Below are 23,102 nucleotides of genomic sequence, written 5' to 3'. Positions count from 1 at the left end.
ACCGACTCCGTTCAGGCGTCGTCGTCCCCTCGACGCCCTCCCGTCCGCAACTCCGGCGTCGTCACTCCCGGATGCACCCCGACCTCCCCGTACCGCCAGCGGACCCACGCGACGATGGCCGCGCTCCCGAGCAGCATCGCACCCACCCCGAGCAGCCCCGCCTCGGGGCCGAAACTCCCCCCTGTCACCAGATCGGGCCCCTGTTCGCGCGTGGCGACGATCGTCGCGTCGACCCCGAGACCGCTCACCGGGAAGCCGTAGACGCCGCCCTGAAACAGGTTCCACGTGACGTGCAGGCCGACGGGGACGGCGAGTTCGTTCGTCAACACGTAGCCGAGTGCGAGCATCACGCCCGCGAGCGTGATCGTCACGGTGCTCACGAGCGAGGCGCTGGGGTTGCTCGCGTGGAGCAGTCCGAAGACGCCCGAGGAGAGAGCGACGGCGACGGCGACGGCCCAGCGTTCGCCGACGTAGCCCGCCAGCCCCTCGGCCACGTTCGTCAGGAGGTAGCCACGGGCGAACAGTTCCTCGTAGACGCCGACCAGTACGAAGAGGACGACCAGCGTCGCGAGGCCGACGACGACGGCGTCGCCGACGAGAAAGCCCGTGACGCGGAACCACCCCGCCGCGACGCCGACGCCGAAGACGAGCGTCATCAGCCCCGCGCCGAGACCGAGGCCGAACCCGAGATCCAGCCACCAGGAGCGATCGAGGTGGAACCCGAAGTCGGTGAACGGCCGTCGGTCGAGGAACCGCCCGGCGACGGTGACGGCGACGACGATGGCGACGCCCAAGACGAGACTGCCGACCAGCCCCGTCGCGAGGTCGCCTGCGGTCGCTCCGAGCAGTCCGACCAGCAACGACCCGACCCCGAGCAGTCCGACGACGACGGCGAGCCCGAACGTGACGACGGCGACGAGGAGGAGACCCGCGACCAGCCGCACCGGTGCACGGGGTCGTCGCTCGGCGCGGTTCCACACCAGCGACTTCAGCGAGTCGACCATGGCAGCGCTGCGTCCGGCAGTCGCTTGAGTGCTCTCCTTCTCCACCTCCGTTTCACTTCCGTCGCCCGCGTCGCCTCCGTCACCCCGGTGCGCTCGCGAGGAGGAAGGCGAGTCCGAAAAGCACCGTCCCGAGGAGGATGCTGACGACGACGTGGATGGCGGTGACGTACGCGGTCAGTCGTCGCGAGCGGCCGTACAGGAGGGAGATGGCCGTCGCGTCGACGACGAGTGCCGTGAGGATGGCGAGGAAGGGGTTGAGACCGAAGGCGGTCGAGACGACGGCGATCGTCGCCGGCAGCGGGCCGACGACGAACGCCTTCTTCACCTCGACGTCGCCGAGGACGTTCCGGGCCGCGATGTGGGCGGTGATCGAGAGAAACAGCGCGAACAGGCCGACCGTCCCGGCGATAGCGACGGGACTCCCGACCGACCCGGCCTGGAGAGTGACCATGCCCCCTGTTGGCGGTGTGGGGGTTTGGTCCTGACGCTCTCGGGTCGGAGACGACAGAGGAGAGGGTCAGAGACGTCGAGTCGGCGGGGTGGCGAGTCGGTGCGTCGCCGAAGCAGTGCGTCGATGCGATGGTCAGCCGAGTAGACCGAGTTCGGAGAGGCGGTCGGTGATGACCTCGACCGCGTGTTTGGCGTCTTCGGGTTTCTTCCCGCCCGTGATGACGAGTTTTCCCGACCCGAACAGCAGCGCGACGACCTTCGGTTCGTCGAGGCGGTAGACGAGTCCCGGGAACTGTTCGGGCTCGTACTCGATGTTCTCCAGTCCGAGCCCGATGGCGATGGCGTTGAGGTTGAGGTTCTTGCCGAGGTCGGCGCTGGTGACGATGTTCTGGACGGTGATCTCGGGGTCGTCTTCGACCTGGATCTTCAGCTCGCGGAGTTTGTCGAAGACGATGTTGAGACTCTCGTGGACGTCGTCGGTCGACTTCGCTCCGGTACAGACGATCTTGCCGGAGCGGAAGATGAGCGCCGCAGACTTCGGGTTCTGGGTGCGGTATACGAGGCCGGGGAACTGCTCTGGGTCGTAGTCGGCCCCTTCGAGGTCCATCGCCACGCTCTGCAGGTCGAGTTCCTGCCCGATTCCCGTCGAGGCGACCACGTTTTCGATGTTGATTGTGTCCGTGGGGTCGGTCATGCGTCAATTTAAGGGTCGTATTTAAGGTTTAAAAAGATTGGTGCTACTGAATGATACGTCGACAACGTGACTAAACGGCTGGGTCGTGGGAGAACGACCTCCTCGCCGTGTCTCGAGGCGCTCGTGTCGCTCGACGGGTGGTACCGAGTCGCAACCGCGACGGTGGGAGTCGGCATCCTCATACCGGTCGACCGTCACACTGCGAGCGTGTACTGTCTCGAACTCGCCGGCGAGGACGACGCGTTCGCCGCCTGCGAGGCCGCCAGTGCGGCCGACGCCGTCGACGTCGTCGCCCCCGGCCTCGCGACGGCCCGGGGCATTTCCCCCGACCGCCTCCGCACGCTGGCGTACACCCACCGGGCCAGCGAACTGGTCGGCCACACCGACGCCGACGTCGACAGCGCCCGTCACCTGCTGGAGGCGGCGACTGTCGACCGTCGCGGGTCGGTCGCCGTCCGCGCCCGCGACGTCCACGGCAAGACGGGCGTGAGCACACAGGCCGCCGAACGGACGCTCGGCAGCGTCCTCGTCGACCGCGGGTTCTCGGTCGACCTCGACGACCCCGACCACGTGCTGCGGGCGCTGTTCTCCGACGACGTCTGTCTGCTCGGCTGGCTCGAAGTCGAGAGCGTCCGCGACTTCGGCGACCGCAAGCCGACCGACCGCCCGTTCTTCCAACCCGGGAGCATGGCACCGCTCGACGCCCGCGCGTTCGTCAACATCGCCGGAGCGAAGCCCGGAGCGACCATCCTCGACCCGATGTGTGGGACCGGCGGCGTGCTCCTCGAGGCGGCGCTGGTCGGGGCTCGCGTCGTCGGGGCCGACGCACAGTGGAAGATGGCCCGCGGCAGCCAGACGAACTTCGAGGCGCTTACCCCCGAGGCGACGTGGGACGTGCTGCGCGGCGACGCCACCAGCCTCGCGCTCCGCGACGACAGCGTCGACGGCGTCGTCTTCGACGCTCCCTACGGCCGCCAGTCGAAGATCGCTCGGCACGAACTCGCCGACCTCGTCGCCGGTGCGCTCGCGGAGGCCGCCCGCGTCGCTCCCCGGGCCGTCGTCGTCGCCGACCGTTCGTGGGAAGACGCTGCCGTCGACGCCGGCTGGGAGGTCGACCATCTGTTCGAACGACGGGTTCACGGGTCGCTCACGCGGTACGTCCACGTGCTGACACGCGCGTAGCGTCCGCTCGTTGGAACGCTCGTTGGAACCGTCGTTCTCTCCGATGTGACTGTCTGACAAACCCCTTCGTTTCCACTGGAGAACGAACGACGGCGACGGGGGAGGCTACGCTTCGTCGGTCGGCGTCTCGACGAGAACTGTCTCGCCGGCCGAGACGCGCTGGCCTTTTTCGATCTCGACGTCGTCGACGTCGGCCCACTCGGGCAGCAGTACGTCCGCACGACTGCCGAACGCGATGTGACCGAGTCGCTGGCCGCGGGCGACGGACTCGCCGCCGCCGACGTAGGGGTGGATGCGTCGGGCGAACCAGCCGGCGATGAACGACACCTCGTGGGTGCCGAAGTCGACGTCGACGCGCTCGTTGCGGTCGGAGTCCTTCGAGAACGCCGGCTTGTTCGCACCGGAACGGTGAGTGACCGACTCGACGTAGCCGTCCAGCGGCGCGCGGATGACGTGGACGTCGGTGACGTTCATGAAGACGCCCACGCGGACCCGTCCGTCCTCCTCGCGAACGACGGAGACCTTCCCGTCGGCAGGGGCGACGACGCCCGACTCGGGTAGGGTACGGTCGGGGTCGCGGAAGAAGGCGACGACCGCGACCCCGACGAGGAGGAGCGCGAGACCGACCGGTAGGGAGACGACGAGCGCCGGAATCGCGAGCACCAGCGGCGGTGCCGCGTAGCGCCACGTCCCGGGGGTGACTCGCGCGCTCATGGCCGACCCTGTCTCGGTCGCTCGGTCGCCCACGCCGACAGCAGATGCGTGAGGTGGATCGTCGCGTCCGTCCCGGTCGCCAGATCGAGGTCGACGTCGCCGGCCAGTCGATAGAGCCGTGCGAGGTCGCTGCCGGCGATCTCGGACTTCGCACGGGCGACGCGCAGCAGTTCGAGCAGTAGCTCCTGCCCGTCGTACCCCTCGTCGGAGACGAGGTCGTCGACGGCTTTCCGCGCCGAGGCGACGTCGCCGGACTCGGCCGCCGATAGCGCCTCCAGTATCGCCTCGTCGTGGCCGAGCTCGCCGATCGTCTGGTAGGCCGCCTGCATCGTGAGTTCGTCGTGTTCGACGACCGTCGCCTGCGCCGACAGGACGGCCTTGCGGAGGTTGCCGCCGGCGGCGCTGGCGACGAACTCCAGTCCGTCGGGGTCGGCGTCGACGTCCTCGGCGTCGACGATGGCTTCCAGCACGTCGATAGTTTCGTCGGTCGTCGGCGCGCGGACGGGAACGGGGAAACAGCGCGAGCGGATCGGCGGGATGAGCTTCGAGGGCTGGCGCGTGGCGATGACGAACTGGGTCGTCCGGTGGTGTTTCTCCATCACGCGGCGCAGCGCCTGCTGGAAGTCCTCGCGGATCGCCTCGGCGTTGTCGAGCACGATCGTCTTGTACGTCCCCGACATCGGGGCGTAGCTGGCGGACTCTTTGAGCACGCGATTTATCATGTCGCGTTTGGCCATCCGACTCCGCCCTTCCAGAAACTGTTCGAAGCGCGGGTCGGTGCGGATCTCCTTCTTCGTCCGGTTGAAGAAGTCCGCGACGTTGATTTCGACGAGGTCGTTGTCGGGGTCGTCGTGCGTCTCGCGGGCGAGCGCTCGGACGGCGGCCGTCTTGCCGACGCCCGCCGGCCCCTGCACCACGAGGTTCATCGGTTCGTCGACGGCGCGGGCCAGCCGGTCGCGCACCTCCGACTGCGGGAGGTCGGCGAGGGCGGGCGCGTGCGTGTCCGTCCACAGCGGCGCGTCCATCGGTCTGTCGTAACCGGGCGACGGGTAAGAATCGGTCGGTTGTGGCGCTCGAACTGCCTTCGGACTCGGTCGTATCGAACCGGCTGCCGTCGGGCGCGTAGCTCCGCAGAGATCGTGAGTCGTCCGACCGTACTCGGCAGCCTGCTGCGCCTCTCGAACCTCGAACGGCGCTCGGGCGATCCGACCCGAGCGGCCAGTTCGACCGGACGTCTCAGTGGGACAAGTCAGCTAGCCTTGGACGGCGACCTGCGTCTGACTGCTGGACTGTGACTGGCTCGCGGAGTTACCGTGTCCTCGCTGGGTCGAGCGCTGCGTCTGCTTGCTGTCCTGGTCCTGGTCGACGTCGTTGTGCTTCCCGTCCTGCTTCGCACGCTGCGTCTGTTCGTTGCGTTGGGTCTGGTCGACGTCGTTGTCGTCACCCTTCTGTCGTGCCCGCTGGCGCTGGTCGCTGTCTTGGTCCTGGTCGGCGTCGTTGTACTTCCCGTCCTGGTCGGCGCGCTGCCGTTGCTCGTTGCGCTGAGTTTGGTCGACGTCGTTGTCGTCACCCTTCTGTCGTGCCCGCTGGCGCTGATCGCTGTCCTGGTCCTGATCGGCGTCGTTCTTCCAGCCCACCTGTTTCGCCCACGCGTCTGCGTGACTCTGCTGGCGCTGGTCGGCGTCGTTTCGCTCGCTCTCGTGGTCGTGCTTGTGCTTCTTCCGGTCGTCTTTCTTGTCGTCGTGTGCCGCTGCGACCCCTGCGAGGCCGCTGAGAAGGAGTGTGGCGACGACGAATACGACGAGCATCTGTTTTCCGAGTTTTCGATCCATTGTCACTCAGTCGGGCGTGGCCCGACAAATCGATAAATCGACGATTGTCGCATTAGTTACTAGTCATGTTACCTTGATTAAAGAACGATTTCCACTCGAATACGGTGTTTCCAGACTCTCGTCCACTACAGTACGTCAGAGGAGACCGTTTCGGTCGTCCCGTACTCGGGTCCTCCGCTGTTGCCCGGTTAAACTGTAGTTTATCGTAGCTTTGTGCCGGCTAACGTCGCGCCGGAACGAGAGAACGGGCGTCCACACCGGCGGAGACGAGCGAACGAACGGTACGTGAGAGACGCTGAACCACGCGGCGTCGAGTTCCCGGGTCTCGGCGTCGCTCGCCACCAGCCCCATTCCGACACGCGTTTACGCCCGCCCCGTCTCGTCCCCACCAATGTCGATGCGTGTGACGTTTCTCGGAACGAGCGGGGCGGTCCCGACGACGGAACGGGCCCCCAGCGCCGTCTTCGTCAACCGCGAGGGCGAGCGACTGCTGTTCGACTGCGGCGAGGGAACTCAGCGGCAGATGATGCGGTTCGGGACCGGGTTCGACGTCTCGCATCTCTTCGTCACGCATCTCCACGGCGACCACATCCTCGGCATCCCAGGGTTGGTCCAGTCGTGGGACTTCAACGAACGCGACGAGGCGCTGGCCATCCACGTTCCGCCGGGGTCGAAGACGCATATCAACCGTCTCGTCCACGCCGGCGGCTACGATCCGGGCTACCCCATCAACGTCCACGAGGTATCACCCGGGTCGACGGCACTCGCCGGTGACGAGTACGAGGTGCGGGCGTTCGAGACGAACCACCGCACGCGCTCGCAGGGGTACGCCATCGTCGAGGACGACCGGCCGGGTCGGTTCGACCGCGAGAAAGCCGAGGAGGAACTCGGTATCCCGCCGGGACCGCTGTACGGCAAACTGCACGAGGGCGAGGCCGTCGAACTCGACGACGGCCGGGTCGTCCAGCCCGAACAGGTCGTCGGCGACCCACGACCGGGCCGGAAACTCGTCTACACCGGTGACACGCGGCCCGTACAGGCGACGGTCGATATCGCCGAGAACGCCGACCTGCTCATTCACGACGCCACCTTCGCCAGCGACGAGGCGGGCCGCGCCCGGCAGACCTACCACTCGACGGGACGGGAGGCCGCGGACGTCGCGTCTCGGGCGAACGCCAAGCGACTCGCGCTGACGCACATCTCCTCGCGCTACGCCGGCGACGCGAGCCCCATCGAAGCGGAGGCGCGCGAACGGTTCGACGGGGAGTGCTTCGTCCCGAGCGACGGTCAGAAGTTCGACGTCCCGTTCCCGGACGCCGAGTAGCGTCGGCTATCTCTCGCGGAGCCGGTCGGCGTCGCTGTCGGTGGCGTCGACTGCTTCGTCGGCGTCGATCGTCCTCCCCGTACACGACGAACAGTAGACGTTCTCGCCGTCGTCGAGCAGGAGAATCGGAACGCCGAAGAGCACCCACTCGCGGACGAACCGCCGGCGTTCGCCGTCGTCGACGACCGCGTCGCACTCCGCACAGCGATGCCGGTCGTCCCTTTCGAGCGGTCGCCGGAGAACGCGTGTCGCCGGCCCGACCGTCGACCGCCGGTAGGCGGGTTGCCGGGTCGCTACTAGCGCGACGCCGGCGAGGAGCGCCAAGACGAACGCGACGAGGGCGATCCGGCCGACCGAGAGCAACACGCCCCGGGCAAGGAAGCCGACGAAGAGGAGCGTAACGAAGCCGACGACGGCGAGGGCACGACGGTCCATCGTCGACTACGACTGCGTCGAGTCGGTCGAACTGTTGCCGCTCGACTGTCCGGTAGTCGTCGACCCGGAGCTACCGGCCTCCGAGTCAGATTCGAGGTTGCGGACGAACTGCGGGTAGCCGTCCCCACCGACGGGGATGTAGACGGTGTCGGTCTCGTCGAGTCGCTGGATGTACTGCTGAGCGAGCACCTCGTCCGTCAGCGACTCGCTGACGATGCGGTTGGCCTCGGCCTCGCCCTGCGCCTCGATCTCTTTGCGGTCGGCTTCGAGCTTCTCGACTTCGAGTTCGCTCTGTTTCTGTTGGCGACGCTGTTCGGTGATCTCTTTCTGTTCGACGGCCTTCGCGTACTCCGCGGGGAGTTCGACGTTGCGGATCTGGACGGCTTCGAGGATGAGTCCGTCGTTGGAGAACTCGTCTGCGAGCTCCTGCTCGGCGGCGAGCTTCAACTTCGTCTGTCCCTCGCCGGTGTAGATCTCGGTGACGGGGAGGCGTCCCGCCTCCGTCCGGAGAACCGAACGGATCGACGGACGGATCAGCCGCTCTTCGGCGGTGTCGAGCGTGCGGTACTTCCGGTAGAAGTTCACCGCCTTACCGGCGTCGACGCGGTAGCGGACGGTGACGTCGATGTCGGTTCGGAGTCCGTCTTCGGTGAGTACGCGGATGGCGTCGTCACCGCTCTGTTGACCTTCGTTCTGCTGGGCGGACATCGTGTAGGACTGCGGGCGGACGGAGAGGCTACTCGTCGACTGCGAGACCGGGTTGACGAAGTGGGCACCCGGCTCGAACACCGTGCCGGTGGTCGCACCCCACTTCTTCACCACCTTCACGTTCCCCTCGTCGACGGGTTCCCACGCGAGGAGCCCGGCGACGGGCGCAGCGAGGAGGAGGAGGGCGAGCAGACCGACGACGGCGGTTCGTCGGAGGTTGTCGGGACCGATTCGTGGAGGGTCTGGGTCGGTACTCATGTTACCACGGCGAGGACTCGGCCCCTACCGATTTGACGTTTCGGATTCCCGACAGCCGGGCGACGGGACGCGCCGAGATAGTACCGGCGTTGGGTATTTATCGACCGACCCCCTAGCGGAGACTCGTGAGCACCCGGACGAGTGCGCTCGACTCGCTGGTGTTCGGCGTCGACATCCAGAGTGGCGACATCCGGGGGGACGCTCCCTCCTACGCGGTCGTCGCCTTCGACGGCGAACATCTCGACAGGGACGTCGTCTCCTTTCGGAAGCTACGACGACTCATCGAGCGTGAAGAACCCGCCATCGTCGCCACCGACAACATGTACGAACTGGCGGCCGACAAGGACGCCCTCGTGCGGTTCCTCCAGTCGTTGCCAGCCGAGACGAAGCTCGTGCAGGTGACCGGTGCAGAGCAACCGGAACCGCTCTCGCGGGTCGCCTCCCGTCACGGCGTCCCCTACGGGAAGGAACCGATGAAGGAGGCCGAGGCCGCCGCCCGACTCGCCGCCGCCAACGTCGGCTACGAGGTGTCGGCGTTCACCGACACGACGACCGTGAAGGTCGCTCGCGGCCGGTCGACCGGCAAGGGCGGGTGGAGCTCCGACCGCTACACGCGCCGCATCCACGGCAACGTGAAGACGACCGCCCGCGACGTCGAGTCGAAACTGAAGGAAGCCGGCCTCGACTACGAGCGCGACGTCACCGAGAAGTACGGCGGCTTCTCGAACGCCATCTTCACCGTCGAGGCGCGACCACAGGATATCCCCGTCTCGAACCGCCGTTCCGGCGACATCCGCATCGAGGTCGAGCGCGACCGTCGCGACGGTATCGAGTTCGAGCCGTTGGTGAAGCGCCGCGACCACGTCATCGTCGGCATCGACCCCGGAACAACGACGGCGGCGGCCGTCGTCGACCTCGACGGCACCGTCCTCGACGTCCTCTCGACGCGGACGGCAGACACCGCCGACGTCATCGAGTGGCTCATCGAGCGCGGCCGGCCTATCGTCGTCGCCGCCGACGTGAACCCGATGCCCGAGACGGTCGAGAAGTTCCGCCGCAGCTTCGACGCGGCGGGGTGGCGGCCCGACACGGACCTCCCGGTCGACGAGAAACTCCACCGCACACGCAACGACGAGTACGACAACGACCACGAGCGCGACGCGATGGCCGCCGCGCTGTTCGCGTTCGACGCCCACGAGGACCAGTTCGACCGCATCACGCAGAAGGTGCCGCCGCGAGTCAACCGCGGGGAGGTCGTCGCCCGCGTCGTCTCCGGCGAGGAGTCGGTCGAAGCCGTCCTGCGCGATCTCTCGGACGACTCCTCGTCGTCCGAGGAGTCGACGGAACACGTCGAACGGGAACTCTCCGCCGAGGAGAAGAAGATCAAGCGACTGGAGTCGCAGGTCGACCGTCTCGAGTCGCACGTCGACGACCTGAAAGACCGCCTCGCGGATCGCGAGGAGACGATCGAGGAGTACAAGCAGGAGCTGTCGGACGCCCGCCGCGAAGAACGGCGAGAGGCCCGCGAACGCCGCGAGATCAACCGCCTCGAACGCGAGAACAATCGCCTCGAACGCGAACTCGACGCCGAGGAGGAGCGCGCCGACGAGCTCCAGTCGAAGCTCTCGCGGCTGAAAGACCTCTGGAAGCTCGACCACTCGAACTTCGCCGACGTCGCCGAGGGGCGCGATCTCGTCCCCGTGAAGGTAGTCGAGCAGTTCACCAAGGGGGCCATCGAGGACACCGACGAGGAGTACGGCATCTCCGCGGGCGACGTGGTGTATCTCCGCGACGCCAGCGGGGCCGGCCGGAGCACCGCCCAGCGCCTCGCCGAAAAGAACCCTCGCGTCGTCCTCCGCTCGGGCGGTCTCTCGGACGTCGCCGACGAACTCCTGTTCGACCACGGCATCCCCGTCGGCCCCGCCGACGACGTCTCGATTCAGGAGATCGACGAGCTCGCGATCGCCCGCGAGAGCGACGTCGAGGCCGCCATCGAAGACTGGAAGCGTCGTGCCGAGAATCGCCGCAAGGAACAGAAGTCGGCGATGGTCGACCAGATCATCAGCGAACACCGCGCCAACGGCGGTCGAGAGGAGTAGCGGCGCCGTTCTTCGCCGCTCTCCGCGGATCGTTGACGCTCTCCACCGATTTCTAACGAGTCCAGCCCGACGCTCAGTCGTACTGCCGCGCGACGGCCCTGAGACTCCCGCCTTCGTCGATGTATACCTCCAGATTCTCGCCTGCGACGCCGCCGCTCGAGCCTCTGGTCAGTTCAACCGTGGCACTCGCGGTCGCGCCGTCGTTCCCGCTGTTCTCTCCGTCCGACTCGTCACCGCCCTCGTCGAGCGTCACCGTCACTTCGTACGTGCCGGGGTCGGTGAGCAACTCGTTTCGGAGTCCCCACTCGCCGGCACCGACGTCGACGGTCTCCCGACGCGTCTCGCCGCCCACGCGGACGTCGAGACGGAGCGTGTGAGCGACGTCGTCGTTGTTGACGACGAGCAGCGACCCGGGCTTGGGGTCGCTGTCGATGGCCGAGCAGCCGGCGAGCAGGCCGACCGAGAGCAGGCCGGTCGCCCGGAGGAGCGACCGACGGGTCGGCGTCGCGGATGCGACGGTGGAGGGCGGGAGATGCATCGTCCCCTCGTGACGGCGCAGCGTGCATGGCTCTTCCGCTCTCTCGTCGCTGTGTCGCTCCCACCGCCGTCGCGCGTCGTCTCCCTGGCAGCTTCCATCGCCGTCGCGTGTCGCGTCCACCCGCACGCACCGGCAACCACGCAAGCTATTACGGCCGATTCACAACCGACGTGGTGTGCCGCGCTTCGACTACCCGTGTCCCGGCTGTCGCACCACGAACAGCCTGCACGACGCCGACTGCCGTTTCGAGGGCACTCAGTGGCCGACGGTCGAGAAAGCCTACGTCGACATCGTCTCGCTGCTCTCCGTCGCTCCTCGCGCCGAGGGGAGCCTGCCCGAACTGGTTCACGGCGAGTGGGACAACCTCCACAAGGCGGCGCTGGACTACCTCAAGCGCCAGCAACGCGTCGTCGTCGAGGACGGCGAGCTGCGCCTCCTGACGGCCGCCGAGTACAAGGAACTCGTCTCCGAACCGACCCGAGAGCCGATGCGAACCCTCTACCGGAAGGGGAGCGTCCCCGGCTGTCACGACAACGCCGTCTTCGCCATGGTCGCGTGGTACGAGATGGTGGGGTTGTCGTGGGCCGAGACGAAAGAGCACGTCGTCGAGTGGCTTCGGGAGTCGGGCGCGTGGGACCGCGGCGGGTTCGAGGAGGCCTCCCCCGAGCAACTGGTCGAGAGCAAGCGCCACGTCTACGAGGCCGGTTACGGCTGGAAGGAGAAGGCGCAGGCGGCCAAGCGGGTCATCGACCGGAGTGTGTGAACCCGACGCGCTCCGGCGACCGTGCCGAGGAGACGAGCGTCTCCATGTGGTCTGGCGATAGAACGCCGAGAAATACCGCACGTAGCTATCCCTACAGACGACAAGCTCGTGTTCGACTCCGAAAAAAATGAAAACGGATCAGGAACGGGAAGACGAGTCTCTGACTCGTACCTGAGTCGGACTGTTACTTCATCCGGTCTCGGACGTAGATCGCGAACGCGAGGATCGTCGGCGGCCAGTGACCGATGAACACGGCCCGCTCCGGGTTGTCGTTTATGTAGAACTCGTGCAGTGAGAGCACGACCGAAGCAGCCGCTGCGAGAAGGATCATGTCCGACTTCTTTGCTTCTTCGATGTCCTCGGATGAGGACGTTTGCTGGAACAGTGCCATCACAAGAACCATCTAACGAGAGTCAATTAGGCATGATGACCAACTGTTTGGGTAGTCGGCAGGACGGACGTGTTGCAGGCCGCCTTCCCCTTCGAGAGCGTCGATCCGTCGGACGCCGGTCGGAGACGACCGCACTGTTCAGCACGCCGGTCCCGTCGGTGACCGGCCGGTCCGACTCCCCGAGAGCCGAACTCTCCTCTCGCATCGCCCACGAGGGTCGGGGAAAGCGTTAGGCCCGTCGACGCCGCGGTCCCTGTATGAACGGCCCCGAAGCCGCCACCGTCGTCGACGCCGACCCGGACGCCGCCGTCGCCTCCCGCCGACGCGCGCTGGCGGCGGTGATCGGCGTCGTCTTCATCGACCTGCTCGGCTTCGGCATCGTCATCCCCATCCTCCCGTTCTACGTGCGGAGCTTCCTCGTCAGCGACGTGTTCATCGGGCTGTTGGCCGCCTCCTACTCGCTCATGCAGTTTCTCTTCGCCCCACTCTTGGGCCGGCTCTCAGACGAACGTGGGCGTCGCCCCGTCCTGATGCTGTCGCTCGTCGGGAGCGTCGTCGCGTGGACGGTGTTCGGACTCGCGGGCGAGTTCTCGGACACGTTCGGGCTCACGGCCGGTCTGACCGTGCTGTTCCTCGCGCGGATGGTCGCCGGCGCGATGGGCGGCAACATCGCCACCGCGCAGGCGTACATCGCCGACATCACGCCGCCGGAGCGACGGGCGGGAGCGCTGGGACTCATCGGCGCGTCGTTCGGTCTCGGCTTCGTCTTCGGCCCCGCACTCGGTGGCGTCTTCGCCAGCGACGCCGTCGTCACGGCCGCCCGCGGCGTCTTCCCCTCGTTCGTCCCGGCGACGCGGTTCTCGCTGCCGAGCTTCGCGGCGGCCGGGCTGAGTCTGCTCTCGCTGGCGTCCGCGGCGCTGTTCCTTCCGGAACCCGCTCGACAGCGTCGAAGGGGTGCCCGACAGACGCTCGTCGGCCAGTTCGTCGCCGCGCTCCGCGACGCCGACCTCCGTGGACTGGTCGTCGCGTTCTTCCTCGTCTCCGTGGCGTTCTCCGGCGTACAGGTCATGTTCATCCCCTTCGCGGCGGACATCTACGGCTACGACGAGACGCAGACGGCGCTCCTGTTGACCTACATCGGCGTTCTCGGCGTCGTCAACCAGGGCGTCGTCGTCGGTCGCCTCTCGCGTCGCGTCGCCGAGTCACGCATCGCTATCGCGGGTGCGTCGCTGCTCCTCGTCGCGCTGGCGGCCATCCCCTTCTCGCCGCAGTTGGGGGCGCTCCTGCCGGCGGTCGGCGGGCCGCCGTACCTGACGCGGGAGCTCCTCGCCCTGCTCGTCGTGCTCGCGGCGCTGTCGCTCGGCAACGGCCTGTTGAACGTCGCGCTCACGACGCTCGTCTCGATAGCGGCGTCGGCGGAGACACAGGGGAGCGCCTTCGGCGTGACGCAGGGGGCCGGAAGTCTCGGCCGGACCGTCGGTCCGCCGACGATGGCGGCGTTGTACGCGCTCGTCGCCTACTGGTCGCCGTTCGTCGCCGGTGCGGTGCTGTTACTCCCCGTCGTCGGACTCCTCGTCGGTGTCGTCCGTCTCGCATCGGTCCCAGCCCGGTGACGGTCTGTCTGTCGGCGAGTCTTCGACTCGGCGTTCGCACTGCGTCTCGCAAAAAAAGTGGTGTGGCGACCTCAGAACGCCTTCAGTCGGATCTCGTCGTCGGTGACGCGCTCGACGGACCCTTCCTGGAGCGGATAGGACTCCTCGTCGCTGTCGCCCCAGCCGAGCTTGGCCATGACGGTGTCGGTCAGCCCGGGGTCGGCTTCGACGTACGCAGTCCCGTGTTCGACGCTGACGATTCGTCCGACCTCTTCACCGTCGGCACCGACGACCGGCTTGCCTTCGTCGTCCTCTGTGATGTTTGTCGCCATACACGACCGGATTCGACGGCCTCACAGATAGTCGTTCTTGCCAACGGTAGGATCGGTGATAGATTCGCCCTCCGACCGTCAGTCGCTCTGGATGCGCGGGGCGAGCATGTAGGTCACGTGACCCATCCCCTCGCCGAACTCGTAGTGGAGCTTCACCGGGAACTCCTCGCCGAGCTCGACCGTCACCTCGGCGTCGGAGGGGATCGCCTTGTTCATGTCCTTGAGGTAGTCCAACGAGAACAACGAGTCGGCCGGACCGGCGGTGAGATCGATGAGCTCCTCGCGGGTGATCTCGAGGTCGACGTCGTCGGTGTCGCCCTCGGCTTCGATGTAGAAGGCCTCGGCCTCCTCGTCGACGCGGAGGCGGATATGGTCCGACACCATGTCGGCGGCTTTGATCCCGCGGTTCATCTGGTTACCCTCGAGGACGATCTCCGCGGGGAGATCGAGATCCGGGATGTCCGGCTCCTGGCGGATGGAGTCGGGGTCGATGAGCGCGAGCGTGTAGGAGAGTCCCTCGATCTGGATGTGGAGCTTCCGTGTCTCCTCGTCGAGTTCGAGTTGAATGAGATCGTCCGAGTTGGCCATCCCCGCGATGTCTTCCAGTCGAGAGAGGTTGACGCCGATGACGCCGCCGTCGGCCTCGTACGACTCGAACGCCGCCGCCTCCAGCGAGAGGTCGACCATCCCGACGTTGGCGGGGTCGACCGCACGGATGGCGAGTTCGTCCTCGTTCAGTCGAATCTTACACTCCTCGACCAGTACGCTTACCGAGTCGAGCGCATCTCGGAGCGTCGACGCACTGACGATGGCCTTGAACATATGGTGCGTGCTACGAGATGGGCCTTAAAAATACTCCTGATTTACCGTAGTGTGTAGCGTGTGCGAGCGCGCACGTTGGCGGTCAGCGACGATCTGCCGGACAGGCCGACGACGACGGACGGGTAAATAAACGACTTGCAAATACAGCCCATCTTCATGTCTCTCCGGCGACCGTTCTCTCACCATGACCGAGATCGAGACATCACGAGAGCTGTCACGAGCGGACGTCGCAGCGTACCTCCGCGAGTTCGCCGATCAACTGGACGCGAAGGGGACGCACGAGGCCGACGGAACGACCCGTTCCGACCGGGAACGAACGAACCCCGCGGAGACGCGGCCGGACGACCGAACGACCGCGACGAACGCGACGAGCGACACCGGACGCGACCGGAGCGTGGAGCCTTCGGAGAACGCCGAACGGACCGACACCGACAGCGGGGCTGACGTCGGCCACCGGACGAAGTACGACAAGGTGACGTTCTACGTCGGCGACGACAGCGCCACGATCAACCCACCGGAGACGATGACGCTCGACGTCGCCGTCGACTCCGACTCCGCGATGTTGACCTCCGCGAGTCGACGCAGCGTCGACTTCCACCTCGAGTGGGACGCCGACGCCGTCGACGACGGGGACGAACTCCACATCGAGTGAACCCGCCGACTGTCGCGTAGCGCGTCCGCACTTACTCTTTCCTTCCCGACGGTGGACACGGCACGTCGACGACAACGAAGCCTGTTTACCGCTCGGTCGTCTACCGTTGCTCAACAGATGGCTCGCAAAGATCAGTACTACAACAAGGCCAAACAGCAGGGCTATCGCGCCCGCTCGGCCTACAAGCTCAAACAGCTCGACGAGACCGCCGAACTCTTCTCGCCCGGCGACCGGGTCGTCGACCTCGGAGCCGCACCCGGCGGGTGGCTACAGGTCGCCGCCGAGGAGGTCGGCGAACACGGGAAGGTCGTCGGCGTCGACCTCCAGCGCATCGACGAACTGGAGGCGCGCAACGTTCAGACCATCCGTGGCGACATGACCGACGACGAGACCAAGGCGCGGCTGTCGGACGCCGTCGGCGCGGACGGCGCGGACGTTGTCGTCTCCGACATGGCACCGAACATGACCGGCGAGTACAACCTCGATCACGCCCGATCGGTCTATCTCGCTCGTCAGGCGTTCGAGGTCGCCCTCGACCTGCTCGACAGCGGCGGTGACCTCGTGGTGAAGGTGTTCGACGGGCCGGACCTGCCGGATCTCCGCGCCGACATGGAAGAGGAGTTCCAGTACGTCCGGGCGACCCACCCCGACGCCTCCCGACAGGAGTCCTCCGAACTCTACCTCGTCGCGAAGAAACGCATCACGGCTCCCGTCCGGAAGGGCGACGAACTGGAGGTCGAGGTCGTCGACGTCGGCAGCGAGGGCGACGGGATCGCCAAGGTCGAGGAGTTCACCGTCTTCGTCTCCGGTGCGGAGGCGGGGGACGTCGTCACCGTCCAGATCACCGACGTGAAGCCGCGGTTCGCGTTCGCCGAACGCGTCGACGCCGAGTAGGGCGATCGCCGTCCGACGCGGTCGCTCTCGATCGTCCGTACTCTCCTCCTCGACACCGCCGCCGTTCGGTCGTCAGTCTTCGGGGTCGAGCGGTTCCGGGTCGAGGGCGTTCAGTTCGTACGCCGTCTGTCGGATGTCGGTCTCTCTGACCACGAGATCGATCGCGAGCCCCGTCTCGCAGGGCTCCTCCTCCCGTCTGACGCCCCTGCAGTGTCCGGTGGCGATGATGTCGCCGAACGACGTGTAGCTCCCGCAGTTCGGACAGCGGACGCCTCCCTCCATGCTGTCGCGCTCGGTTAGTCGTATTCGGTGCGTCCCAGCCATGAGTGTCATTTGCTACCGACAGACATAAGCACGACTGTATCGTCGGCGGACAGGTTCGCCGGAAGCGTCGGGGTCGGAGCGTCACGGCGACGAACCCGTCGCCTCGGGGGCCTTAATTGCTCGCGGTGGGGGCGGTCCCCTCGCGGCCGTCCGGTCGGAGCGCGCCGACCGTCGCGTAGACGAGCGGCGTGTCGAGCAGTGCGATGAGCAGTTTCGCGAGGTACTGTCCGACGACGACGCTCACGACGGCGGCCGTCGGCAGCGGCTGTCCGGTACCGAGAACGACCGGTGCGACGGCGAAGGCGATGACGGTGAAGATGACCGTGTCGATGAGTTGGCTCGTCGCCGTCGACCCGACGTTGCGGAGCCAGAGCATCGAACCGTCGGTCGCCTCGCGGATCCGGTGGAAGACGACGACGTCCCAGTTCTGGCTGACGAGGTAGGCCAGCGACGACCCGAGGACGATGTTCGCGCCCGACCCGAGAACGGTCGCGAACTGATCGGGGTCGACGGGACTCCCCTGTGCGGCCGGGATCCGGATGGTGAGGAAGACGAGCGCCAACATCACGAAGTTCATCGCGAAGCCGACGTTGACCACGCGGCGAGCGAACGACTCGCCGTACAGCTCCGAGATGCAGTCGGAGGCGAAGTAGGTGGCTGCGTAGGCGAGCGTCCCGCCCGGTGCCGTGAGTGCGATCCCGACGACGGGAACCGTGAGCGACAGAAGCTTCGAGGAGACGAGCTGTGCGGTCACCAGCGCGGTGACGAACAGGGCGACGAGTGCGATGGGAGCCACGGAGGGCTCACGCCTTCGCTCACTCATCGTCCGCGTCTCGGGTCCGTTCGTCGAGGCGTCCGTGTCGTTCGTCGATCTCGTCGAGGAGGTCCAGCGTCTTCCGGACCGACGCGCGGATAGCGTCGCTTCGGTTGACGAACTTCCCTCCCTCGCCGACGTGGTCGTCCAGGTCGGCGAGTAACTCGTCGGGAATCTCGACGCTTATCTTGGCCATACGTGGATATTCTTCGGGTAATACTTACGTCTTACAGTTCGAGTACCGCCTGCAAGTGTTGCCACTGACGGGCGAACGCCGTCGAGAGAAACGGAGGGACCGAGTCGGGTCGGGTCAGACGGGTCAGACGGGTCAGACGTCCGATGCGCGGGGCCGGGCTAGGTCGCGGCGACCGCCGAACGTGATGACGTACAGGACGGCGAGTCCGAGTCCGTAGGCGGCCATCAGCGGGATCGTAACGAGGAACATCGTCAGGATGCCCGCGGGCGTGAAGAACGCCGCGAACGTGAGGATACCCACCGTCACCTCCCGCCAGCGACCCCGCATGGCCCGGTAGGAGACGCCGCTGGTGTTGAGAAGCACCATCAACACCGGCACGTCCGCCAGCAGACCGATGCCGGCCGTCGTGTAGAAGATGAGCCAGAAGAAGTCGGAGATGCGGTAGCTGATGACCATATCCGCCGCCACCGCGTCGGCGACGAGGAACGAGATCACCGTCGGTGCGACGTAGAGGTAGCCGACGGCGAACCCGCCGACGAGACCGACGAGCAGCGCCCCCATCCAGCCGAAGATGACGTAGCGACGGCCGTAGACGAGCTTTCGCTCGCGGAGCGCGGGCCACGCGAGGAACGCGACGAGCGGGAGCGTCATGACCCCGGCGACGAGCGTCGAGAACTTCACCTCGAAGATGAGCGCCTCGACGGGGTGAAGCGTGATGACCGTCAGTGCCTCGGGGTTGACGGCCGCTGGCAGACGGTCGAGGAAGTTCGTCTTCACGTCACCGATCCCGCCGCTGTAGAGCCACGTGAACGTCCCCCCGAGGATGAGCATGAACCACCCGACCACCCAGAACGCCTTCGAGGTGAGGCTCTCGATGATGAACATGATGTCGGTGTAGTAGCCACCGATGTCGTCCTCGTCGCGCTCGCCGTCGGTCAGTTCCGAGAGGAACGACCCGCCGGCACGGGTCGCCCGGTCCTCGATACTACCGGGGGCACTCCCCTCGGCCGTCCCGGCCTCGTCGCCGCCCTCGCCGGTCTGGACCATCGACTCGTCGCCGTCGACGTCGGCCTTCTGTGCCTCGTCGAAGCGGTCGAGGACGGCCTGCGCCTTCGTGTGGTCGCCGTCGTCGATCGCCTCGCTGGCGATCTGCAGCGCCTCGGACTCCGAGAGTGCCGCGAACGCCTCCAGCGGTGCCGCACGGACGCCCGCCTCGTCGAGTTCTCGGAGGTCGATCCCGGTCGGGTCGCCCAGTTCGCCGGTCGACTCGGTCGACTTGCCGAGCGCCGAGACGACGAAGTACATCAGCGCGACGCCGGCGACGACGAGGCCGAGCACCGCACCGACGAGGACGGCGTTGGCCGTCGGCGACAGCGGCAGGAGGTCGGCCGCCGGGAGCAGGCGGTAGTCGGTGTACCCGCCGATCGTGCTCGTGTCGAGATAGCCGTTGACGCGGGCGACCCCGCCGCGGGTGTAGAACAGGTACGCGGCGGCGACGGCGGCGGCGAACACGCCCGCGAGTACGTTCCAGTTCGTCTTCGCCACCGCCCGGAAGTCGGTTTGTTCGCTCCCTCGACGGGCAGTGACGACGATCTTGGCGAGATAGAGGCTGAAGCCGTAGAGCACGAGCAGCGGCGCGGCCCACATGATCTGCGTGAACGGGTCCGGCGGCGAAAAGACGGCACCGAAGACGAAGATGGCCAGCACCGCGTACCGCCACTTGTCGCGGAACGTCTCGTAGGGGACGATCTCGGCGTAGGAGAGCGCCGTGATGGCCAGCGGCATCTGGGCGGCCAACCCGAAGGAGACGGTCAGGAGGAAGATGAACTGCGCCCACTTGACGATCGAGTAGCGCGGTGCGAGGTCGACCGCGATGGCGTTCTCCGCGAGGAACTGGAACATCAGCGGGAAGAAGAGGAAGTAGCCGTAGAAGAGCCCCAGCGTGAACAGCACGGCAGAGAGGAGCCCGATCCCGACCAGCTTCCACGTCGCGACGGGTGCCTGCGGCCAGTAGCCACGCTCGCGGAGGGCGTCGCGAGCGAAGTAAATGAACGCGGGGGCGGCGATGATGAGTCCGGCGGCCATACTGATCTTCGCCTGGAGGAGGATGACGTCGAAGGGGGTCTGTGCGATCAGTTCGACGTCGCCGGCGGTCTGGGCGTCCATCCGGGACTCCGTGACCGCCCAGAGGAAATCCCACACCGCGTACTGGAGTGCGTAGAATGCGCCGAGGAACCCGACGAGAAAGACGAGGAAGATCTTCTGTCCGTCTTTCTGGGCCGACCGCAGCATCGCACCGGCGGTCGCCCGGCCTTCGTCGAGGGTGCGGCGGGTATCCTCGTCGAGCGCGCTAGACATACAGGGTGAAAGCCATCTCGCAGTTATCAATCTTTTCGACCGCGGACGATGGAAAAAGGCCTATAACAGAGCGGGAGCGTAGGACAACTGAATGGGCGACGAATCGGAGTCGGATGCGGAGCCGACCGACCAGTTGGACGACCGCGACGACACCTCTCCCGAGTCCGACGAGACCGCCACCCAGTCGACCGACGATCGGACCGAACAGGTCGACGACACGACCAGTGACGACGCCGACTCGGTCGATCTCGACGCGACGGCCCGAACGAACGGCGCGGAGTCGACCGACGAAGAGCCGACCGACGACCCGCCTGCGACCGGCACTTCGGAACCGTCCGACGACTCGCCTTCGGCCAGTGAGACGACGGTCGGCGACGCCGACGCTGCCGACACTACCGACGACGACTCGGAGCCGGCGCTACAGCCCGAGGCTCCCGGCGACACCGCCCTCGTCGAAGACGACGAGGCGGCGACGCTCGAACCGGTGGCCGCCGACCGAGACGCCGAGGACGGACGGGCCGACGCTCGAACCGGCGATGGTGAGGAGACGCCCGACGCCGCCGACCGACGGCCAGATCGGACGGACGACGCCGTCGCAGACGCCGGTGAGGGGTTCGCAGCCCCGGCCACGGAGTCGGGCGACGGCTTCCACGACGACTTCGACGACGATTTCCACGACGACTTCGACGACGACTTCGCCACTCCCGAGGACTACCACGACGACTTCGACGACGTCGACGACGTCGACGACGACGGGATGGTCGACGGTCCCGAGACCGACCAGGAGATGCCGCTCGCGGACCACATCGAGGAGATGGTCCGACGTCTCGCCGTCGTGTTCGTCATCGGCGGCGTGGTTGCACTGTCGGTGTTCGGTCTCGGCGAGGTACTCCAGTACGTCCCCAGCACCATCGACATCATCAACTTCCTCTGGAACAAGCATATCCCCGGTGCGGGGCTCCCCGGCAACGAGGACCTCCGGCCGCACATCTACGGCCCGCTCGAACTCATCCTCACGAAGCTGAAAGTCGCCAGCCTCGTCGGCGTCGTCGTCGGCCTACCGGTGTTCGTCTACGAGTCGTATCTGTTCATGCGACCCGGTCTCTACCAGAAGGAGCGGAAGTACTACCTCGCCTCCGTGCCGACGAGTCTCATCCTCGCGGTCGTCGGCGTCGCCTTCGCACACTTCGTCGTGCTCCCCTCCATCTTCGCGTACTTCACCAGCTACACCGAGGGGACGGCGCTCATCGCGTTCGGCCTCTCGGAGACGTTCAACCTCATCCTCATCCTGATGGGCTACATGGCCATCGTCTTCCAGATCCCGCTTTTCATCATGCTCGCCATCATGATGAACCTCGTCACTCGACAGTGGCTGGAGGACAAACGGCTCATCTTCTGGGGGTCGTTCCTCGGACTCGCGTTCCTCGTCAGCCCCGACCCGACGGGGATGGCACCCATCATCATCGCCATCACCATGGTGGCGTTGTTCGAGGGGACGCTGCTGCTGCTGCGGTGGACTGGCAACTAGACGCAACTAGGCGGCCAGTTCGTCGCCGCTACTCTCTTCTCTCGCCGCCACGCGCTCCATCTCGGCCAGCGACTCCGCTCGCGCCTTCAGCGCCGCGTTCATCTCGTGGAACCCCGCCTCGGTCGCCGATCCGACGAATCGGTTGACGATGCCGGTGAGGACGCCGCCGAACGACTCGGCGTGAGTCAGTCGCGTTCGACCGTCGTCGACGCTCTCCAGTGTGAACCGGTGGTCGCCGTCGTAGAGTCCCGGGACGAACAGGTGGCCGAGCCACCGGAGTTCACGGGGTCGCTCGACACGGGTCACCGTGGGACGGAACCGGAACTCCCGCTTTCCGGGCGGCGTCAGGTCGACGACCAGGTGGGCACCCTCGTTCGGGCGACCGACGACGCGCATGAACGGGTTCCACTCGGGGTAGCGCTCGAAGTCGGTCAGGACGCTCCACACTGTCTCCGGCGGTGCCTCGATGTCGATGGTGGTCGAGAGTTCTCGCATACAGTCTACTCGTCGGCCGAGACGTTCAACTTCGCGTGGCAGGTCGTGTCACTGGAGATGGGACAACCCTCATCTCGTCGCCGTGTGAACCGCCAGCTATGGCGACGGTGCTGTTCGTCCGGCACGGCGAGACGACGTGGAACTGCGACGGGCTGATCCAGGGGTGGGCACCGTCGCGGTTGACGCCTCGCGGCGACCTACGACGTCGACCGCGTCGTCGCCTCGGACCTCCTGCGGGCACAGGAGACCGCGGAACACGTCGTCGGGGCAGTCGGGCGCACACCGACGTTCGACGCAGGGTAGCGCGAACGCGACTTCGGGTTCCTGCAGGGGCTCACCGACGCGGCGGTGTGCGAGCAGTTCCCCGAGTACGCCCTCGAAGTCGTCGGCCACGCGGCGACGGGAGAACGACCGCGGGGCGGCGAGAGCTTTCTGGACCTTCGAGATCGTGTGCTGACGGCCTGGCGGGGGCTCGTCGACGGACTGGACACGGACGAGACGGTGGTCGTCGTCACCCACGGCGGCCCGACCCGGTTCGTGCTCGCCGACCTGAAAGGACTCGACGTCGTCGAGGCGATCCTCGGACAGGAGCAGGACAACGGTGCGCTCACCGAGGTCCGGCTGGCGAACGCGCCAGAACTCGTCTCCGAGAACGAGACCGGCTTTCTCTGAACTCATCGGGGTTATCGTAGATGTTCGTCGG

Annotated in this window: 24 protein-coding genes and 2 pseudogenes; 9 read left to right on the top strand and 17 right to left on the bottom strand. The window is 66.6% G+C overall.

The annotated features are described in order from the left end of the window. Positions 1-11: 11 nt before the first annotated feature. The 3 genes from BSG17_RS07375 to BSG17_RS07365 form a co-directional block, all read right to left on the bottom strand. Positions 12-1,004 carry a CPBP family intramembrane glutamic endopeptidase gene (locus BSG17_RS07375; protein ID WP_089822545.1) on the bottom strand — a complete coding sequence of 331 codons (993 nt, stop codon included), beginning with the start codon at positions 1,002-1,004 and terminating at the stop codon, positions 12-14. A gap of 79 nt (positions 1,005-1,083) precedes the next feature. Next, complete coding sequence (locus BSG17_RS07370; protein WP_089822543.1) at positions 1,084-1,455, bottom strand: DUF7473 family protein; 372 nt, start codon at positions 1,453-1,455, stop codon at positions 1,084-1,086. A 132-nt stretch (positions 1,456-1,587) separates the two neighbouring features. Beyond that, a complete protein-coding gene (locus BSG17_RS07365) occupies positions 1,588-2,148 on the bottom strand; it encodes a TATA-box-binding protein (RefSeq protein WP_089822541.1) in 561 nt (186 codons plus the stop codon). Positions 2,149-2,355: 207 nt separating this feature from the next. On the opposite strand from BSG17_RS07365, the gene BSG17_RS07360 reads away from it, so the two are divergent. Next, complete coding sequence (locus BSG17_RS07360) at positions 2,356-3,330, top strand: methyltransferase domain-containing protein (protein WP_089823035.1); 975 nt, start codon at positions 2,356-2,358, stop codon at positions 3,328-3,330. A gap of 105 nt (positions 3,331-3,435) precedes the next feature. Here BSG17_RS07360 and BSG17_RS07355 read toward each other — a convergent pair whose 3' ends face one another. From BSG17_RS07355 to BSG17_RS07345, 3 genes are all read right to left on the bottom strand, one after another. Beyond that, complete coding sequence (locus BSG17_RS07355; protein ID WP_089823033.1) at positions 3,436-4,044, bottom strand: protein sorting system archaetidylserine decarboxylase; 609 nt, start codon at positions 4,042-4,044, stop codon at positions 3,436-3,438. Further along, positions 4,041-5,069 (bottom strand): AAA family ATPase, encoded by a 1,029-nt coding sequence (locus tag BSG17_RS07350; RefSeq protein ID WP_089822539.1) that lies wholly within the window; start codon positions 5,067-5,069, stop codon positions 4,041-4,043. The genes BSG17_RS07355 and BSG17_RS07350 overlap by 4 nt, the downstream gene beginning before the upstream one ends. 228 nt (positions 5,070-5,297) lie before the next feature. After that, the gene (locus BSG17_RS07345) at positions 5,298-5,876 is read right to left on the bottom strand and encodes a hypothetical protein (protein ID WP_089822537.1); all 579 of its coding nucleotides are present in this window, start codon (positions 5,874-5,876) and stop codon (positions 5,298-5,300) included. Between the two features lie 391 nt (positions 5,877-6,267). Between BSG17_RS07345 and rnz the strand changes: the two genes are divergently transcribed. After that, on the top strand, positions 6,268-7,200 hold the full coding sequence (gene rnz, locus BSG17_RS07340) for a ribonuclease Z (RefSeq protein ID WP_089822535.1): 933 nt from the start codon (positions 6,268-6,270) through the stop codon (positions 7,198-7,200). A 6-nt stretch (positions 7,201-7,206) separates the two neighbouring features. On the opposite strand, the gene BSG17_RS07335 is transcribed toward rnz, so the two are convergent. Further along, positions 7,207-7,635, bottom strand: coding sequence for a DUF8108 domain-containing protein (locus tag BSG17_RS07335; protein ID WP_211609079.1), 429 nt, complete (start codon positions 7,633-7,635; stop codon positions 7,207-7,209). A 6-nt stretch (positions 7,636-7,641) separates the two neighbouring features. Then, on the bottom strand, positions 7,642-8,601 hold the full coding sequence (locus BSG17_RS07330) for a prohibitin family protein (RefSeq protein WP_089822533.1): 960 nt from the start codon (positions 8,599-8,601) through the stop codon (positions 7,642-7,644). A 125-nt stretch (positions 8,602-8,726) separates the two neighbouring features. Between BSG17_RS07330 and BSG17_RS07325 the strand changes: the two genes are divergently transcribed. Continuing rightward, positions 8,727-10,700: a DUF460 domain-containing protein gene (locus tag BSG17_RS07325; protein WP_089822532.1), complete on the top strand. Its 1,974-nt coding sequence runs from the start codon at positions 8,727-8,729 to the stop codon at positions 10,698-10,700. Between the two features lie 73 nt (positions 10,701-10,773). Here the strand turns inward: BSG17_RS07325 and BSG17_RS07320 are convergent, their stop codons facing one another. Then, entirely contained in the window at positions 10,774-11,358 is a 585-nt protein-coding gene (locus tag BSG17_RS07320; protein ID WP_139246565.1) for a hypothetical protein, read from the bottom strand. Between the two features lie 55 nt (positions 11,359-11,413). On the opposite strand from BSG17_RS07320, the gene BSG17_RS07315 reads away from it, so the two are divergent. Beyond that, a complete protein-coding gene (locus BSG17_RS07315) occupies positions 11,414-12,001 on the top strand; it encodes a DUF7474 family protein (protein WP_089822528.1) in 588 nt (195 codons plus the stop codon). A 184-nt stretch (positions 12,002-12,185) separates the two neighbouring features. Here the strand turns inward: BSG17_RS07315 and BSG17_RS07310 are convergent, their stop codons facing one another. Continuing rightward, entirely contained in the window at positions 12,186-12,392 is a 207-nt protein-coding gene (locus tag BSG17_RS07310) for a hypothetical protein (RefSeq protein ID WP_089822526.1), read from the bottom strand. A 257-nt stretch (positions 12,393-12,649) separates the two neighbouring features. On the opposite strand from BSG17_RS07310, the gene BSG17_RS07305 reads away from it, so the two are divergent. Beyond that, on the top strand, positions 12,650-14,005 hold the full coding sequence (locus BSG17_RS07305) for an MFS transporter (protein ID WP_089822524.1): 1,356 nt from the start codon (positions 12,650-12,652) through the stop codon (positions 14,003-14,005). Positions 14,006-14,076: 71 nt separating this feature from the next. Here BSG17_RS07305 and BSG17_RS07300 read toward each other — a convergent pair whose 3' ends face one another. Then, on the bottom strand, positions 14,077-14,316 hold the full coding sequence (locus tag BSG17_RS07300; protein ID WP_089822522.1) for a hypothetical protein: 240 nt from the start codon (positions 14,314-14,316) through the stop codon (positions 14,077-14,079). A 78-nt stretch (positions 14,317-14,394) separates the two neighbouring features. Then, a complete protein-coding gene (locus tag BSG17_RS07295; protein ID WP_089822520.1) occupies positions 14,395-15,138 on the bottom strand; it encodes a DNA polymerase sliding clamp in 744 nt (247 codons plus the stop codon). A 184-nt stretch (positions 15,139-15,322) separates the two neighbouring features. Here BSG17_RS07295 and BSG17_RS07290 point away from each other — a divergent pair, with 184 nt between their 5' ends. Further along, a complete protein-coding gene (locus BSG17_RS07290; RefSeq protein WP_089822518.1) occupies positions 15,323-15,790 on the top strand; it encodes an amphi-Trp domain-containing protein in 468 nt (155 codons plus the stop codon). Positions 15,791-15,907: 117 nt separating this feature from the next. Continuing rightward, complete coding sequence (locus BSG17_RS07285) at positions 15,908-16,684, top strand: 23S rRNA (uridine(2552)-2'-O)-methyltransferase (RefSeq protein WP_089822516.1); 777 nt, start codon at positions 15,908-15,910, stop codon at positions 16,682-16,684. A 141-nt stretch (positions 16,685-16,825) separates the two neighbouring features. Here BSG17_RS07285 and BSG17_RS07280 read toward each other — a convergent pair. The 4 genes and pseudogenes from BSG17_RS07280 to BSG17_RS07265 form a co-directional block, all read right to left on the bottom strand. Beyond that, positions 16,826-17,008 (bottom strand): annotated as a pseudogene (locus tag BSG17_RS07280) (hypothetical protein); the annotation flags it as partial. Positions 17,009-17,120: 112 nt separating this feature from the next. After that, positions 17,121-17,831 carry a queuosine precursor transporter gene (locus BSG17_RS07275; protein WP_089822514.1) on the bottom strand — a complete coding sequence of 237 codons (711 nt, stop codon included), beginning with the start codon at positions 17,829-17,831 and terminating at the stop codon, positions 17,121-17,123. Beyond that, positions 17,824-18,018, bottom strand: a complete 195-nt coding sequence (locus BSG17_RS07270) for a ribbon-helix-helix domain-containing protein (protein WP_089822512.1) — start codon at positions 18,016-18,018, stop codon at positions 17,824-17,826. Before BSG17_RS07270 ends, BSG17_RS07275 begins: the two co-directional genes overlap by 8 nt. A 132-nt stretch (positions 18,019-18,150) precedes the next feature. Then, complete coding sequence (locus BSG17_RS07265; RefSeq protein ID WP_089822510.1) at positions 18,151-20,376, bottom strand: twin-arginine translocase subunit TatC; 2,226 nt, start codon at positions 20,374-20,376, stop codon at positions 18,151-18,153. 91 nt (positions 20,377-20,467) lie between these two features. Between BSG17_RS07265 and BSG17_RS07260 the strand changes: the two genes are divergently transcribed. Continuing rightward, positions 20,468-21,904, top strand: coding sequence for a twin-arginine translocase subunit TatC (locus BSG17_RS07260; RefSeq protein ID WP_089822508.1), 1,437 nt, complete (start codon positions 20,468-20,470; stop codon positions 21,902-21,904). Between the two features lie 6 nt (positions 21,905-21,910). On the opposite strand, the gene BSG17_RS07255 is transcribed toward BSG17_RS07260, so the two are convergent. Then, positions 21,911-22,399 carry an SRPBCC domain-containing protein gene (locus tag BSG17_RS07255; RefSeq protein ID WP_089822506.1) on the bottom strand — a complete coding sequence of 163 codons (489 nt, stop codon included), beginning with the start codon at positions 22,397-22,399 and terminating at the stop codon, positions 21,911-21,913. Positions 22,400-22,497: 98 nt separating this feature from the next. Between BSG17_RS07255 and BSG17_RS07250 the strand changes: the two are divergent. After that, positions 22,498-23,071: pseudogene (locus BSG17_RS07250) on the top strand (histidine phosphatase family protein). The last annotated feature ends 31 nt before the right edge of the window (positions 23,072-23,102 follow it).

Source organism: Halogranum amylolyticum (assembly GCF_900110465.1).
Taxonomy (GTDB): Archaea; Halobacteriota; Halobacteria; order Halobacteriales; family Haloferacaceae; genus Halogranum; species Halogranum amylolyticum.
Note: the sequence above shows the minus strand (reverse complement) of the source record. Positions and strands in the feature narration are given on the sequence as shown.